This window comes from Rhodopseudomonas sp. BR0M22, assembly GCF_010907035.1.
In the GTDB taxonomy this organism is placed as follows: domain Bacteria; phylum Pseudomonadota; class Alphaproteobacteria; order Rhizobiales; family Xanthobacteraceae; genus Rhodopseudomonas.
Genome location: NZ_QUMK01000039.1, coordinates 17,630 through 34,038 on the forward strand (window position 1 = coordinate 17,630; position 16,409 = coordinate 34,038).

General features: G+C 65.8%; 10 protein-coding genes and 1 tRNA gene. 9 read left to right on the forward strand and 2 right to left on the reverse strand.

The window, feature by feature from the left end; genetic code table 11:
• Window positions 1–30: 30 nt before the first annotated feature.
• Entirely contained in the window at window positions 31–474 is a 444-nt protein-coding gene (locus DY468_RS14100; RefSeq protein WP_164605437.1) for a peptidase associated/transthyretin-like domain-containing protein, read from the forward strand.
• A gap of 181 nt (window positions 475–655) precedes the next feature.
• Window positions 656–2,026, forward strand: coding sequence for an FRG domain-containing protein (locus tag DY468_RS14105; RefSeq protein ID WP_246700979.1), 1,371 nt, complete (start codon window positions 656–658; stop codon window positions 2,024–2,026).
• Window positions 2,027–2,092: 66 nt separating this feature from the next.
• Here the strand turns inward: DY468_RS14105 and DY468_RS14110 are convergent.
• Window positions 2,093–2,169 (reverse strand) — tRNA-Arg (locus tag DY468_RS14110).
• 281 nt (window positions 2,170–2,450) lie between these two features.
• Here DY468_RS14110 and DY468_RS14115 point away from each other — a divergent pair.
• From DY468_RS14115 to DY468_RS14140, 6 genes are all read left to right on the forward strand, one after another.
• Window positions 2,451–7,664, forward strand: a complete 5,214-nt coding sequence (locus tag DY468_RS14115; protein WP_164605438.1) for an alpha-2-macroglobulin family protein — start codon at window positions 2,451–2,453, stop codon at window positions 7,662–7,664.
• A complete protein-coding gene (gene pbpC / locus DY468_RS14120; RefSeq protein ID WP_502706227.1) occupies window positions 7,661–9,883 on the forward strand; it encodes a penicillin-binding protein 1C in 2,223 nt (740 codons plus the stop codon). Before DY468_RS14115 ends, pbpC begins: the two co-directional genes overlap by 4 nt.
• Window positions 9,884–9,933: 50 nt before the next feature.
• Window positions 9,934–11,679 carry an ArnT family glycosyltransferase gene (locus tag DY468_RS14125; protein WP_164605440.1) on the forward strand — a complete coding sequence of 582 codons (1,746 nt, stop codon included), beginning with the start codon at window positions 9,934–9,936 and terminating at the stop codon, window positions 11,677–11,679.
• Window position 11,680: 1 nt separating this feature from the next.
• Window positions 11,681–12,529, forward strand: a complete 849-nt coding sequence (locus DY468_RS14130) for a phosphatase PAP2 family protein (RefSeq protein ID WP_164605441.1) — start codon at window positions 11,681–11,683, stop codon at window positions 12,527–12,529.
• Between the two features lie 63 nt (window positions 12,530–12,592).
• Entirely contained in the window at window positions 12,593–13,345 is a 753-nt protein-coding gene (locus tag DY468_RS14135; RefSeq protein ID WP_164605442.1) for a glycosyltransferase family 2 protein, read from the forward strand.
• Window positions 13,345–13,683 (forward strand): lipid-A-disaccharide synthase N-terminal domain-containing protein, encoded by a 339-nt coding sequence (locus DY468_RS14140; protein ID WP_164605443.1) that lies wholly within the window; start codon window positions 13,345–13,347, stop codon window positions 13,681–13,683. The genes DY468_RS14135 and DY468_RS14140 overlap by 1 nt, the downstream gene beginning before the upstream one ends.
• A gap of 181 nt (window positions 13,684–13,864) precedes the next feature.
• On the opposite strand, the gene metC is transcribed toward DY468_RS14140, so the two are convergent.
• Window positions 13,865–15,064, reverse strand: coding sequence for a cystathionine beta-lyase (gene metC, locus DY468_RS14145; RefSeq protein ID WP_164605444.1), 1,200 nt, complete (start codon window positions 15,062–15,064; stop codon window positions 13,865–13,867).
• A gap of 326 nt (window positions 15,065–15,390) precedes the next feature.
• Between metC and DY468_RS14150 the strand changes: the two genes are divergently transcribed.
• Complete coding sequence (locus DY468_RS14150; protein WP_164605445.1) at window positions 15,391–16,407, forward strand: amino acid ABC transporter substrate-binding protein; 1,017 nt, start codon at window positions 15,391–15,393, stop codon at window positions 16,405–16,407.
• Window positions 16,408–16,409: the final 2 nt, after the last annotated feature.

The window sequence follows — 16,409 nt, forward strand, 5'->3', positions numbered from 1 at the left end:
TCTGGGAGCATCGGTATCAGGGGGATTGCAATGCGGTCATGGGGAGGCGCGGCGCTGGCCGCGTTGCTGCTGTCGGGGTGTGCGTCGGTGACGCGCGGCACCACGGAGAACATTTCGATCGCGAGCACACCGTCGGGCGCCAAGGCCGATGTGTCCGGCACCGAGGCGCCGTTTTCCTGCGTCACGCCGTGCGTGGTCGAGGTCAACCGCAACGCCGACATCACCGTCAGCCTGAGCAAAGAGGGCTATGAACCGCAGATCATCCCGCTGACCCGCGAAGTCTCCGGCAGCGGCGGCGCCGGCTTTGCCGGCAACCTGCTGCTCGGCGGCGTCGTCGGCATGGGCGTCGACGCCGCCACCGGCGCCGCGATGGATCACAAGCCCAACCCGGTCGTGGTGACGCTGCAGCCGGTCACGCCACCACCGCCGCCGGTCGTCCGGCATCATCGCAAGCCGCGGGTGCCGGTGAGCTGATACGGAATTGCGTTGTAACTGAGCCTATGAAAATGGGATATCGCAATGCCGAAGCCAGCTTGCCAGGATTCTCTTCTCGCAAAGCCTGTCTAGAATTGTCATGTGGACGACTCAGTGTTCGATTGTAACTAAGATAGATTGATGTGGCGTCGCTCTGCGCGACTCAATGACGTGGTAGCGAATGACGAAAAACTATAACTACATTTCTTTTGGAAACTGGGAGCGGGTTGATGGTGAAGGTAACGTCATCTCTATGAGCCGAGGCCGCATGTTCGAGTACACGCGGCCTGACATTGAGAAGCGGCTCGATAGTCTCAATACTGCGGCGGTCTCCTTCTTGGAGAAAATCCCGACGTTTTTGTGTAGCGAGATTAAGACGGGTGAGAATTCCGTCTCCATGCTTATCAAGTATGGGCGGATTTCTGACGTCACAGTTGATAGGCAGGAAGTTTCCGCCACTTTTAATACGCTGATTGATTTCGGCGAAGTGGAATTCAAGAATTATCAAGTTGCCGCGTCGGCCCTAGGAGTGGACCGGTTCCAAGTGTATCGTACTCATTGGGCCGTCCGTGAGGGAGATGCAACGGAAGTGCTGGCCCGATTGGGCGAACTTAAGCCTGATCTTGCCGATATTATCGGAATGCAGGGAGGCGGTGCCGATGGTGGCTCAGGCGTGCAGCCTCCTCCTCGGGCAAAGAGAAGCCTCGGGACTGCGGAGAGCGTGGAGTCCTTCCTTGGGTTGCTCTATCAATCATCCGCAAGAGACGAGACCGAAACTTTCTTTCGAGGTCACGCCGACGCTCGCTATGAGCTTACGCCATCTCTTCTGCGCAAATGGGAGAATGGGGATTGGCAGTTCTTGCCAAGAGAAGATCGACTCTGCAAAGAACTATTGATTGCACACCACGACGAATTTCAGAGTGATCAATACTGTTTCGATCGGCTTGTGCGAATGCAACATTATGGCTTGCCGACGCGATTGCTCGATATTTCGGGGAATCCGCTTGTTGCGCTATTCTTCGCTTGTTCCTGCAATTCTGATCAAGCGGATATTGCTGGCGAGGTTATCGTTTTTCGCGTCTCCGAAGGGCGCGTCAAATACTACGATTCCGATACTGTTAGCTGTCTTTCAAACCTCTCAAACCTCTCATACGATCAGAAAAACCGTCTCGATCTCGGTCTAGATCTTTGTGCCTTCAACCAGACGGATGTGGCCAAAAAGCTCCTTCACCATATCAAGTCGGAGAAAGGCTTCTTCGAAGGGCGTATTGTTCCTGACGATCTTGGCGGGATTATTTGCGTAAAGGCGAAACGCACGAATTCCCGCATCAAATCACAGTCTGGTGCATTCTTACTCTTCGGACACGGCGCCACCTTGCCGGATGTTGGACAAGACGGAATCGATATCACCCGTGTGACGATCCGGAACAAGAAGCATATTCTGGATCAGCTTGAGAGTATCAATATTAGTGCGACCACTGTCTATCCCAGCATAGACCAAACTGCAGTTCATCTGCGGGAGCAGCACCGGATTCAATCTTCTGGTCATTAGGACATAGCGTTACGACTTATTGAGGGCAATTGCGGTGAATTCCGTTGGACCCTTCCCTCTGGCCAATGGCGATCCCAGCAGGATTCGAACCTGCAACCCGCGGAGTAGAAATCCGCTACTCTATCCAGTTGAGCTATGGGACCGTTGGGGGCTTTATAGCACCACCCCCGGATACAAAAAATCCGCCTCCGCCACAACCGCCCCGAACCATTTGCCACCATCCGGCGTCCAACGCATGCGGCGCGTTGTTTTCGGCGCGCGCGCGGGCGAGGATGTGAGTCTCGAGCCGGGCTGGCCGGCGAGGGCGGAAGATGGATGGCGAAACCGGCGGCCCCTGCGTCCGCCCGCAGCCATCACGGCGTCATCTTCGTCACGGCATGACAAGATCTAACGCGACGCTCGTTCGCGGCAAGGGAGTTCAAGCATGATCGGTCTGGTTCGCGCCCTCACGCTTTGCGCCGGATTGGCGCTCGGGCTCGCATCGGCGCACGCTGCCGACAAGGCGTTCCAGCGGGACGAGCTGGCGGACGCCGCGATCAAGCTCGAAGCCCAGATCAAGAGCGAGGCTGCGGCCACCAACAAGCCCACTGCGGTGCTGCGCGGCGACGCCGACGCCGCGTTCAAGCGCGGCGATTACCGCAGCGGCCTGCAGATTCTGGGGCAGATCGCGGCGCTCGATCCGTCCGACGGCGACAACTGGCAGCGGCTGGCCCGCACCGTGCTGCAGATCAAGGCCGCCACCAGTTCCGAACAGACCTTCCTGCGCGAGCGCGCCACCACCGCCGCCTATATCGCCTACCAGCGCGCCAAGAGCCCGGGCGAGGAGGCCGCCGCGCTGGCGCTGCTCGGCCGCGCGATGGCCGACCGCAGCCTGTGGCGGCCGGCGCTCGATGCCTTGCGGATTTCGCTGGAGCTGCGCGAGGTCGCCGACATTCGCGGCCAATACGAGAAGCTGCGCGCCGATCACGGCTTTCGGCTGCTCGATTACACCGTCGATTCGGATTCGGCCTCGCCGCGGGTGTGCTTCCAGTTCTCCGAGGAACTGGCCAAGCGCACCGATTTTGCGCCCTATGTGACGCTGGCCGGCACCGACAAGCCGGCGATCAGCGCCGAGGACCGCCAGCTCTGCGTCGAGGGGCTGAAGCACGGCGAGCGCTACAACATCAATCTGCGCGCCGGCCTGCCGTCGACCGTGAAGGAGGCGCTGGCGAAGTCGGCCGAGTTCAACGTCTATGTCCGAGACCGCAAGCCGCTGGTCCGCTTCACCGGCCGGGCCTACGTGCTGCCGCGCACCGGCCAGCGCGGCATTCCGCTGGTCAGCGTCAACACCCCGACCGTGGCGGTGCAGGTGTTCCGGATCGGCGACCGCAACCTGATCAACACCGTGGTCGACAGCGACTTCCAGCGCACGCTGAACCGCTACCAGCTCGGCGACCTCGGCAACGAGCGCGGCGCCAAGGTGTGGTCGGGCGAGCTCGACACCGCGGCCGCGGCGCTGAATGCCGACGTCACCACCGCGTTCCCGGTCGACCAGGTGCTCGGCGATCTGCAGCCCGGCGTCTATGTGATGACCGCGGCGCCGAAAGGCCCGATCCCCAATTCCGACGATGACGGCCAGATCGCCACCCAGTGGTTCATCGTCTCCGACCTCGGCCTGACCGCGTTCTCCGGCAACGACGGCATCCACGTCTTCGTCAATTCGCTGGCCTCGACCGATCCGCTCGCCAATACCGAGGTGCGGCTGATCGCGCGCAACAACGAAGTGCTGGCGACCCGCAAGACCGACGCCTCCGGCCACATCCTGTTCGAAGCCGGGCTGGCGCGCGGCGAGGGCGGGCTGTCGCCGGCGCTGCTGACGGCAAGCCGCGACAAGGCCGATTACGCCTTCCTCAGCCTCAAGACCAACGCCTTCGACCTGTCCGACCGCGGCGTCGCCGGTCGCGCGGTGCCGGCCGGGGCGGACGCCTTCGTCTATGCCGAGCGCGGCGTGTACCGCTCCGGCGAGACGGTGCATCTCACCGCGCTGCTGCGCGACGGCCAAGGCATGGCGCTGACCGCCAGCCCGATGACGCTGGTGGTGGAGCGTCCCGATGGAGTCGAATACCGCCGCGCCGTGCTGTCCGACCAGGGCGCCGGCGGCCGCAGTCTCGATGTCGCGCTGAATTCGGCGGTGCCGACCGGCACCTGGCGGGTCCGCGCGTTCACCGATCCGAAGGGGGGAAGCGTCGGCGAAACCACCTTCATGGTCGAAGACTATGTTCCCGATCGGATCGAATTCGACATTTCCACCAAGGACAAGGCGATCAAAGCTGATGCTCCTGTGGAACTTAAGGTCGACGGCCGCTTCCTGTACGGCGCGCCGGCCTCGGCGCTGCAGCTCGAAGGCGACCTGCTGGTGGCGCCGGCCGACGCACGGCCGGGCTATGCCGGCTATCAGTTCGGCGTCGCCGACGAGGAGACCACCAGCAACGAGCGCACCCCGCTCGAAAACCTGCCCGAGACCGACGCCAATGGCGCCGCCACGTTCGAGGTGAGCCTGCCGAAGCCGCCGTCCTCGACCCGGCCGCAGGAGGCGCAGATCTTCGTCCGGATGGCGGAAGCCGGCGGCCGCGCGGTCGAGCGCAAGCTGGTGCTGCCGGTCGCGCCGGCGGCGGCGATGATCGGCGTCAAGCCGCTGTTCGCCGACCGCAACGTGCCCGAGGGCGATGTCGCCAAGTTCGATGTCGCGTTCGTCGCGCCGGACGGCACCTCGCTGCCGCGCAGCGGCCTGCGTTACGAGCTGCTCAAGATCGAGTCGCATTATCAGTGGTACCGGCAGAACTCGTCCTGGGATTACGAGCCGGTGAAGTCGACCAAGCGGGTCGCGGACGGCGATCTGTCGATCAAGGCCGGCGAGCCGGCGCGGCTGCAGTTCAACCCGGAGCCCGGCCGCTACCGGCTCGACGTCAAGACCGCCGATGTGGCCGGTCCGCTGACCTCGGTGCAGTTCGACGTCGGCTGGTATTCGGATGGTTCGGCCGATACGCCGGATCTGCTGGAGACCTCGATCGACAAGCCGGAATACGCCTCCGGCGACACCATGACGGTGACGGTGAACGCGCGGACCGCGGGTCTGTTGACCGTCAACGTGCTCGGCGACCGGCTGTTGACCACGCAGTCGCTGCAGGTCAAGCCGGGCAGCTCGCAGGTCAAGGTTGCGGTCGGCAAGGATTGGGGCTCGGGCGCCTATGTCGTCACGACGCTGCGGCGGCCGCTCGACACCGCCGCGCAGCGGATGCCGGGCCGCGCGATCGGCCTGAAATGGTTCGGCATCGACAAGGCGGCGCGCACGCTGTCGGTCGAGCTGTCGCCGCCGGCCCTGGTGCGGCCGTCGACGACGCTGAAGCTGCCCGTCAAGCTCGGCGGGCTGTCGCCCGGCGAGGACGCCAAGATCGTGGTCGCCGCGGTCGACGTCGGCATCCTCAATCTCACCGGCTACAAGCCGCCGGCGCCCGATGTGTACTATCTCGGTCAGCGCCGGCTCAGCGCCGAGATCCGCGACCTCTATGGCCAGTTGATCGACGGCATGCAGGGGGCGCGCGGCCAGATCCGTTCCGGCGGCGACGCCTCGGCGGCGGAGCTGCAGGGCAGCCCGCCGACGCAGAAGCCGCTCGCGCTGTATTCCGGCATCGTCACCGTGGCGGCCGACGGCACCGCGACGATCGACTTCGACATTCCCGAATTCGCCGGCACTGCGCGGGTGATGGCGGTGGCGTGGACCGCCACCAAGGTCGGCCGTGCGAGCACCGACGTCACGGTGCGCGATCCGGTGGTGCTGACCACGACGCTGCCGCGCTTCCTGCGCAACGGCGACCGCGGCACCATGGCGTTCGATCTCGACAACGTCGAAGGCGCTGCCGGCGACTACACCATCAAGGTCAGCGCCAGCGGTCCGGTGAAGCTGAGCGGCGAAGCGGCGACGACGCTGAAGCTCGCCGCCAAGCAACGCGGCTCGGCCAAGCTGATGCTGGACGCCGGCGGTGCCGGCACGGCTGCGCTCGACGTCGCGATCCAGGGGCCGAACGGGCTGTCGCTGGCGCGCCACTATGCGCTCGACATCCGTCCCGCCAACCAGACCCTGGCGCGGCGCTCGATCCGGACGCTCGCCAAGGGCGACAGCCTGACGCTGACCTCCGACATGTTCTCGGACCTGGTGCCGGGCACCGGCGGGCTGTCGCTGTCGGTCAGCCTATCGACCGCGCTCGACGCTGCGACCATTCTCAAGGCGCTCGACCGCTATCCGTTCGGTTGCACCGAGCAGATCACCAGCCGGGCGATGCCGCTGCTCTACGTCAACGATCTGGCCGCCGGCGCGCATCTGGCGATGGACGGTAGCGCCGACGAGCGCATCAAAGGCGCGATCGACCGGCTGCTGTCGCGGCAGGGCTCGAACGGCTCGTTCGGGCTGTGGTCGACTGGCGGCGACGATGCCTGGCTCGACGCCTATGTCACCGACTTCCTGACCCGGGCGCGCGAGAAGCGTTTCGTGGTCCCGGACGTCGCGTTCCGCAGCGCGCTCGATCGCATCCGCAACTCGGTGGTCAATGCCGACGAGCCGGACAAGAACGGCGGCCGCGATCTCGCCTACGGGCTGTACGTGCTCGCCCGCAACGGCGCGGCGCCGATCGGCGACCTGCGCTATCTCGCCGACACCAAGCTCGACAAGCTGGCGACCCCGATCGCCAAGGCGCAGCTTGCGGCGGCGTTGGCGCTGGTCGGCGACCGCACCCGCGCCGAGCGGGTCTATGCGGCGGCGGCCGACAGCCTCAACCCCAAGCCGTCGATCGTGTTCGGCCGGGTCGATTACGGCTCCGAGCTGCGCGATGCCGCGGCTCTGGTGTCGCTCGCCAGCGAAGGCAACGCGCCGCGGCCGACGCTGACGACGGCGGTGCAGCGGGTCGAAGCCGCGCGCGGACTGTCGCCCTACACCTCGACCCAGGAAAACGCCTGGCTGGTGCTGGCGGCGCGCGCGCTCGCCAAGGAGACGATGGCGCTCGACCTCAACGGAGATGCGGTGAAGACGGCGCTGTATCGCAGCTACAAGGCGGACGAGGTGAAGGCCCAGCCCCTCAAGATCGCCAACACCGGCGACTCCCCGGTGCAGGCGGTGGTGACGGTGAGCGGTTCGCCGATCACGCCGGAGCCGGCCGCCAGCAACGGCTTCAAGATCGAGCGCAATTATTTCACGCTCGGCGGCGAGCCGGCCGACATCACCAAGGCGAAGCAGAACGACCGCTTCGCGGTGGTGCTGACGATCACCGAGCCGAAGCCGGAATACGGCCACGTCATGATCGCCGACTACCTGCCGGCGGGCCTGGAGATCGACAATCCGCATCTGGTGTCGTCGGGCGACTCCGGCACGCTGAGCTGGATCGCCGATGGCGCCGAGCCGGTGAATACCGAGTTCCGCGATGACCGCTTCACCGCCGCGATCGACCGCAAGGCCGACGACAAGTCGGTGTTCACGGTCGCCTACGTGGTGCGCGCGGTGTCGCCCGGCAAATACGTGCTGCCGCAAGCCGTGGTCGAGGACATGTACAATCCCTCGCGCTACGGTCGCACCGGCACCGGCACGATCGAGGTGCGGGCTGCGAAATGAACGAGCGGCCGACCAACACGCCCGCAGCGTCGCGAGAGGTCCTGACGCCTGCCAAGGCGTCATTGCGAGCGGAGCGAAGCAATCCAGCGCCACGCGCGCGGCGTGGATTGCTTCGTCGCTTCGCTCCTCGCAATGACGGGAGGAGAGGTTGGGGGAGGATCAAGACGACCGCCCTCGTGTCGGCCCTCCTGATCGCCATCGCAATCGGCGGCCTTTTCGCTTACGCCGTCTCGCTCGGCCCGTTGCCGCTCGACGAGGCGCGGCAGACGTCGGTGACGGTGGTGGACCGCCACGGCAAGCTGCTGCGGGCGTTCGCGATGGCGGACGGGCGCTGGCGGTTGCCGGTCGATGCCGCGACCGAAGTCGATCCGCGCTACCTCAAGCTGCTGCTCGCTTATGAGGACAAGCGGTTCTATCAGCATCACGGCGTCGATCCGCTGGCGGTGGGACGCGCCGCGCTGCAGCTCGTCAGCCACGGTCGGATCGTCTCCGGCGGTTCGACCATCACCATGCAGCTCGCGCGGCTGATGGAGCCGCGGCGCCAGCGCTCGGTCGGCGCCAAGCTGCGGCAGATGGTGCGCGCGGTCGAACTCGAACAGACGCTGTCGAAGCCGCAGATCCTCGACCTTTATCTGGCGCTGGCGCCGTATGGCGGCAATCTCGAAGGCATTCGCGCCGCATCGATCGCGTATTTCGGCAAGGAGCCGAAGCGGCTGACGCTGGCGGAGTCGGCGCTGCTGGTCGCCTTGCCGCAGTCGCCGGAGACGCGCCGGCTCGATCGTTTCCCGGACGCCGCCCAGGCCGCGCGCGACCGGGTGCTGGCGCGGATGGTCGAAGACGGCGTCGTCAGCGATGAAGACGCGGCGCAGGCGAGGGCGGTGCCGGTCGCGCGTCAGCGCAAGCCGATGCCGGTGCTGGCGCCGCATTCGGCCGATCAGGCGGTGATCGCCGACAAGAACGCCAAGCTGATCCGCCTGACGCTGGACGCCGGTCTGCAGCGCGCGCTCGAGACGCTTGCGCGCGACCGCGCCGCCGCGCTCGGCCCCGACATCTCGATCGGCATCGTCGCGGTCGACAATGCCAATGGCGACGTGCTCGCCCATGTCGGCTCGGCCGACTATTTCGATGACCGCCGGGCCGGGCAGGTCGACATGGCCCGCGCGGTGCGCTCGCCGGGCTCGACCCTGAAGCCGTTCATCTACGGGCTCGCCTTTGAGGACGGCTTCGTCCATCCGGAAAGCCTGATCGACGACCGCCCGGTGCGGTACGGCGCCTACGCACCCGAGAACTTCGACATGACGTTCCAGGGCACCGTGCCGGTGCGCAAGGCGCTGCAGCTCTCGCTCAACGTTCCGGCGATCGAACTGCTCGACCGGGTCGGCGCCGCGCGGCTGGCCTCGCGGCTGAAGCAGGCCGGCACCGAGCTGGTGCTGCCCAAGGACGAAGCGCCGGGTCTGGCGATGGGGCTGGGCGGTGTCGGCATCAAGCTGATCGACCTGGTGCAGCTCTACAGCGGGCTGCCGCGTCTCGGCAGCGTTCTGCCGTTGCGCGAAATTGCAAGTTCCAGCAATGACAAGCGCGAGACTCTGCGCCTGATGGATCAAGTTGCTGCCTGGCAGGTCGGCAGCGTTCTGCTCGGCACCCCGCCGCCCGAGAATGCGGTGCGCAACCAGATCGCGTTCAAGACCGGCACCTCCTACGGCTACCGCGACGCCTGGTCGGTCGGGTTCGATGGCCGGATGACGATCGGGGTTTGGGTCGGCCGGCCCGATGGCGCCCCGGTGCCTGGGATGATCGGCCGCGTCGCGGCAGCTCCAGTGTTGTTCGATGCCTTTGCCCGCAGCGGCCATCTCCGCGCACCATTACCGAAAGCGCCGCGGGGAACGCTGGTCGCCAGCAACGCCAAGCTGCCGCTGCCGCTCAGGCGCTTCCGGTCCTCGGGTGACCTGGTGCAGCCGGGCGACGACAAGGCGCTGCGGATCCAGTTCCCGCTGAACGGATCGCGGATCGATGCGATCAGCGAAGCCTCGGTCGGCGCGCTGCCGGTCAAGGTGGCCGGCGGGGTGCTGCCGATGACCGTGATGGTCAACGGATTGTCGGTCGGCGAGATCGACGGGCGACGGCAACGGCTGATCGCGCCTCCCGGTCCGGGCTTCGTCCGGCTCACCGTGATGGATGCCGTTGGCGCCGCGGACACAGTTGTTGTCAGAATTCAATAGAGCCGGGCTAAGCAGTTGTCGCTGTATCGGTTTCAGCGTATGCGGAGCCGATGATCGAGACCTCTGCCAGACCCCGTTTCGGCGCGCCGCGCGAACCCAAAACCACCGTCGATCCCGGCCGCGGGCTGGTCGCGGTGCTGGACTTCGTGACGGTCAGTCATCTGCGTGCCACCGCATTTCTGGTGTTGGTCGGGCTGCTGTTTTTCCTGCCGGGCTTCTTCAACATCCCGCCGATCGACCGCGACGAAGCGCGATTCGCTCAGGCGACCAAGCAGATGGTCGAGACCGGCGATTTCATCGACATCCGCTATCAGGACGAGGTGCGCTACAAGAAGCCGGTCGGCATCTATTGGCTGCAGGCCACCGTCGTCGAGACCGCCGGCAAGCTCGGCTTGCCGCGTGCGCAGGTCCGGATCTGGTTGTACCGGGTGCCGTCGCTGGCCGGCGCGATCGGCGCGGTGCTGATGACCTATTGGGCGGCGCTCGCTTTCGTCGGGCGACGCGGGGCGGTGATGGCCGCCTTGATGCTGTGCAGTTGTATCCTGCTCGGGGTCGAGGCCCGGCTTGCCAAAACCGACGCATTCCTGCTGCTCACCGTCACCGCCGCGATGGGCGCGATGGCGCGGGCCTATCTCGGCTGGCAGCGCGGGGACATCGGTCCGGAGCGGTCGTGGATCGTGCCGGCGGTATTCTGGACCGCGCTGGCTGCGGGCATTCTGCTCAAGGGGCCGCTAATTCTGATGTTCATCGCGCTGACGGTGATCCCGCTGGCGATCCTGGATCGCTCGGCGGCCTGGCTGTGGCGGCTGCGGCCGCTGCTCGGTGTGCCGTGGATGCTGCTGTGGGTGCTGCCGTGGTTCATCGCGATCTACCTGCGCGCCGGTGACACCTTCTTTGCGGATTCGGTCGGCGGCGACATGCTGAGCAAGATCGCCAGCCCGCAGGAATCCCACGGCGCGCCGCCCGGTCTGTATTTCCTGCTGTTCTGGGCAACGTTCTGGCCCGGCGCGCCGCTGGCCGCGATGGCGGCCCCTGCGGTGTGGCGGGCCCGGCGGGAGCCCGGCGCTCAGTACCTTTTAGCCTGGCTGATCCCGTCATGGATCGTGTTCGAGCTGGTGATCACCAAGCTGCCGCATTACGTGCTGCCGCTGTATCCGGCGATTGCGATCATGACGGCGGGAGCGATCGAGCGCCGGGTATTGTCGCGCTCCTGGCTGGCGCGCGGGTCGGCGTGGTGGTTCGCGATCCCAGCCCTGATCCTGCCGCTGGCGGTGATCGGGTCGGTGTATTTGACGCATCACCCGATGTTCCTGGCATGGCCGTTCGCAGCTGGATCTCTGATCTTCGGTCTGTTCGCCTGGCGGCTGTTCGACGAGAACCGTGCCGAAGCTTCGCTGCTGAATGGCGCGTTGGCATCGCTGTTTCTCGCCGTCGCGGTTTTTGGTGTGGTGGTTCCGATGCTGCGCCCGGTGTTCCCGAGCGTCGAAGTCGCGCGTGAGCTGCGCAAGGTGGTGTGCGTCGGACCGAAAGCAGCGGCCGCGGGCTATCACGAGCCCAGCCTTGTGTTCATGACCGGTACCGATACGCTGCTCACCGACGGCTCCGGCGCTGCGGACTTCCTGCTCGGTGGCTCCTGCCGGTTCGCGATCGTCGAGTCGCGCAGCGAGCGGGCGTTCGCCAGCCGGGCCGAGGCGATCGGCCTGCGCTACAACGTTGCGGCGCGGATCGACGGCTACAACTTCTCGCAAGGCAAGCCGGTCTCGATTGCGATTTTCCGTTCCGAAGGCACGCAATAGGATGTCGGTGTCCGACAAGCCCGGCAGACCGGAGCGCATCTATCCCATCGAACTGGTCCTGGTGATCGGCCGGGCGCTGGCGCAATTGGTGCGGGCGCCGTCGCATTCGCGGCGCGCCGAAGCCGCGCGGCGCTGGGCGCGGCATGCGCTGTGGCTGACGGCCGTGCTGTCGCTGGCGATCGTGGTCCTGATGGTCGGGGTCGATGCGTTCGAGATCGGCCTGATGCCGCCGCGGGGCACGCCGTCGCTGTGGCCGGTGAAGATCATTACCGATTTCGGCAAGTCCGCTTACGTGCTGTGGGCGCTCGCAGGCTTGCTGCTGCTGATCGTGCTGATCGTGCCGCTGCTGCGCGGCACGTCGCGTGCGGTGCTGATTGGTTTCGGCACCCGCGTGCAATTCCTGTTTCTGGCGGTGCTGGTGCCGGTCGCGATTGGCGAAGTGCTGAAGGGCATCATCGGCCGTGGCCGCCCGTTTGTCGGCGGCGCCGCCGATCCGTACAATTTCTCGCTGTTCGCCTGGAACGAGGCCTATGCCAGCTTCCCGTCGGGGCACTCGATGACCGCGGCCGCGCTGGGCTTTGCAGTCTCGGCGCTGTGGCCGCGGCTGACGGCTGTGATGGCGACCTACGTGTTCGTCATCCTGGTCAGCCGGCTGGTGTTGCTCGCCCACCACCCAAGCGACGTCGTCGCCGGTGCTTTGCTTGGGCTCGTCGGCGCGATGGCGGTACGATACTGGTTCGCCGCCCGCCGGCTGGCGTTCACCATCCGGCAGGATGGCACCATCGACCCGCTGCCAGGGCCGTCCTGGGATCGCGTCAAAAGGGTTGCCCGCGGCGGCTCCGCCCCATAAGAAGCGGGCGCGCAGACAGCGCCCCGGCCGCGAGTTCCCGTCGGCCCCGGATTGTTCCGAAGCATGCCTGAAACCTTGTCTCAGTCCGGACCGCCGCCTGCGGTGTCCATCGTGGTACCGGTGCGCAACGAGGCTGACAACGTCGCCCCGCTGATCGCCGAGATCGCCGCTGCGCTGGACGGACGCTGGATCTACGAGATCGTCTATGTCGACGACGGCTCGACCGATGCCACCCCGCAGCGGCTCGCCGCGCTGCGCGCCGAGCGGCCCAATCTGCGCCAGATCCGCCATGCTGCGTCGTGCGGCCAGTCGGCCGCGGTGCGGACCGGCGTGCGCGCATCGCGCGGCGCGCTGGTCGCGACGCTCGACGGCGACGGCCAGAACAACCCGGCCTTCATTCCCGAGCTGATCTTCGCGCTGGAGCAGGGCGGGGCCCGGGTCGGCCTTGCCGCCGGCCAGCGGGTGGGGCGCAAGGACACCGGCTTCAAGCGGCTGCAGTCGCGCGTCGCCAACAAGGTGCGCAACGCCATCCTGCGCGACGGCACCCGCGACTCCGGCTGCGGCCTCAAGGCGTTCCGCCGCGACGTGTTCCTGTCGCTGCCGTATTTCGATGGCCTGCATCGGTTCCTGCCGGCGCTGGTGCGCCGCGAGGGTTTCGGCATCGTCTATGTCGACGTCGCCGACCGGCCACGATTGTCGGGCAAATCGAATTACGGCTTCTTCGACCGGCTGTGGGTCGGGCTGATGGATCTCGCCGGGGTGTGGTGGCTGATCCGCCGCAAGAAAGCGACGCCGGTCGCAACCGAGGTAAACTGATGCTGATTCAATACGGTCAGGAACTCGGCGACTATCTGTACGACGTGTTCGTCGCCAAGTTCGATTTCTGGCTCGCCTTCGGCCTGATCGCGCAGCTGCTGTTCACCGCGCGCTTTCTGGTGCAGTGGATCTCGAGCGAGCGCGCCGGCAAGAGCGTGGTGCCGATGGCGTTCTGGTTCTTCTCGATGGGCGGCGGCCTGATGACGCTGATCTACGGCATCGCCAAACGCGAGCCGGTGATCATCCTCGGCCAGGCGATGGCGACGATCATCTACGTGCGCAACATCATGCTGATCATCAAGTCGCACGCCCGCGGCTCGGAGAGCGTGCCGAACTGATCGGCCGTAGCGAACCGTCTCGACGCTGGTCAGCGGCGATCAGAAGACCATCCCCGTCATCGCGAGCGTAGCGCAGCAATCCAGCGGCCTTGCGCGCGGCTTTGTGGATTGCTTCGCGCGGAGCCTGTGCCCGGACGGCGCGAAGCGCCGATCCGGGTGCTCCTCGCAATGACGGAGAAGATTATGTCCGTGCTGCGTTGAACGCCGCGAAGCCGCGGTCGAGATCGGCCTTCAAGTCGTCGGTCGATTCCAGCCCGATATGCAGCCGCAGCGCCGGGCCGCCCGGGTTCCACTGCGTCGCGGTCCGGTACGACGCACAGTCGAACGGGATCACCAGGCTTTCGAAGCCGCCCCAGGAATAGCCCATTCCGAACAAGGTGACGGTGTCGAGCAGGGCATCGACGGCGGCCTGCGGCGCCGGCTGCAGCACGATCGAGAACAGGCCGGAGGCGCCGGTAAAGTCGCGCTTCCAGATCGCATGACCCGGATCTGTTTCGAGGCCGGGATGCAGCACGCGCTGCACTTCGGGCCGCGCGGCGAGCCAGCGCGCCATGTCCAGGCCGGCCTGATAGTGGCGGGCCAGCCGCACCTCCAGGGTGCGCAGGCCGCGCAGCGCCAGGAACACGTCGTCCGGTCCGGCGCAGACGCCGAGCAGCCGGATCGCCTCCGACACCTTCGGCCACGCGGCGGCATTGGCCGAGATGGTGCCGAACATGATGTCGGAGTGACCGCCGATATATTTGGTTGCGGCCTGGATCGAAATGTCGACGCCTTGTTCCAGCGAGCGATGATACAGCGGCGTCGCCCAGGTGTTGTCGTCGATCACCAGCGCACCGTGCTGCTTGGCGACCGCGGCGATTGCCGGGATGTCCGGCATCTCGAACGACTGCGAGCCGGGTGCTTCGACCACCACCGCCACGGTGTTGGGCCGGAAATGTTGGGCGATGCCGGCGCCGATCAGCGGATCGAAATAACTGGTCTCGACGCCCAGACGCTTCAGCATCTGATCGCAGAACAGTCGCGTCGGCCGATAGGCATTGTCGCACACCAGCACATGATCGCCGGCTTTGACGACTGCGAGCAGGGCGGTGGAGATCGCCGAGACACCGGAGGGGGTGATGCCGACACCGGAACACCGCTCGCCTTCGAGCGCCATCAGCGCCTGCTGCAGCGCCTTGGTAGTGGGGGTCCCGTGCCGTCCATAGGAGTACTCACCGCGATGGGCGTGCAGGTCGGCCGCCGTCGGGTACAGCACCGTCGAACCATGCACCACCGGGGGATTGACGAAGCCCTTCTGTGCCGTTGTGTCGCGGCCCGCAGTGACGAGACGGGTCTGCGTGCTGAGCGGCGCGGGTGTCCCGCTGGAGTCGAAAGAGTCCATGAGTGCTCGCTGGTGGTTGGGCCGATGATGACAAGCGCTCGCAGCGTGTGCTTCGGCTACTTCGACGAATGGGGGTAATAGCAGCTTCTGGAAGACGGCCGTCAACCCCTTGACCCGGCGCGCAACTCGTTCTGTGATGCATATCGGTCTGTCTGGAAGGCCGTGCTGAGAGGCTCGCGAATTGCAGGGCGAGAGTTTTTGCAGCACGGTGCCGGACAACGGCTGCCGCGCGCGGGCCTTCGGGCGATCGAACGGCGGATCCAATCGGAACGCATCGCCCACGGAGCCGATTGAAGCGGCCAGGACATCCCTTGAAAGGTCATTGCATGAAACGTGTATCGCTCGTTGCCGCCCTCGCAGCCGCCGCCGTGTTCTCGGTATCGCCGGCAGGTGCGCAGACCCTGAAGACGGTCAAGGATCGTGGCATGTTGTCCTGCGGCGTCAGCCAGGGGCTGCCCGGTTTCTCGGCACCCGATGACAAGGGTAATTGGACTGGCCTCGATGTCGATGTCTGCCGCGCGATCGCTGCCGCCGTGTTCGACGACGCCAGCAAGGTGAAGTTCGTGCCGTTGTCGGCCAAGGATCGCTTCACCGCGCTTCAATCGGGCGAAATCGATGTGCTGTCGCGCAATACCACCTGGACGCTGTCGCGCGACACGTCGCTCGGCGTCAACTTCGCCGGCATCAGTTATTTCGATGGTCAGGGCTTCATGGCCAAGAAGGCCCTCAAGGTGAATTCCGCGCTGGAATTGAACGGCGCCTCGATCTGCGTCCAGACCGGCACCACCAACGAGCAGAACGTTGCCGACTATTTCAAGGGCAACAATATGAAGTACGAGGTGATCGCCTTCGCCAACGCCGACGAGGCGGTCAAGGCCTACGAGTCCGGCCGCTGCGACGTGTTCACCTCCGACGTCTCGCAGCTTTATGCCCAACGCTTGAAGCTGGCGACGCCGGCGGATCACATCGTGCTTCCGGAAGTGATCTCCAAGGAGCCGCTGGGGCCGCTGGTTCGCCACGGCGACGATCAGTGGTTCGATATCGTCAAGTGGACCTTGTTCGCGATGATCAATGCCGAGGAGCTCGGCGTCACCCAGAAGAACGTGGACGAGATGGCCAAGTCGGACAAGCCGGAGCTGAAGCGCGTGTTCGGCACCGATGGCAATCTCGGCGAACAGCTCGGCCTGACCAAGGATTGGGTGTCCCGCATCGTCAAAGCGACCGGCAACTACGGCGAGTCGTTCGAGCGTAACGTGGGAACCGGCTCGAAGCTCGAGATTGCGCGAGGGCTCAATAAGCTGTGGAACAAGGGCGGTATCATGTACGCCCCGCCGATCCGCTGATC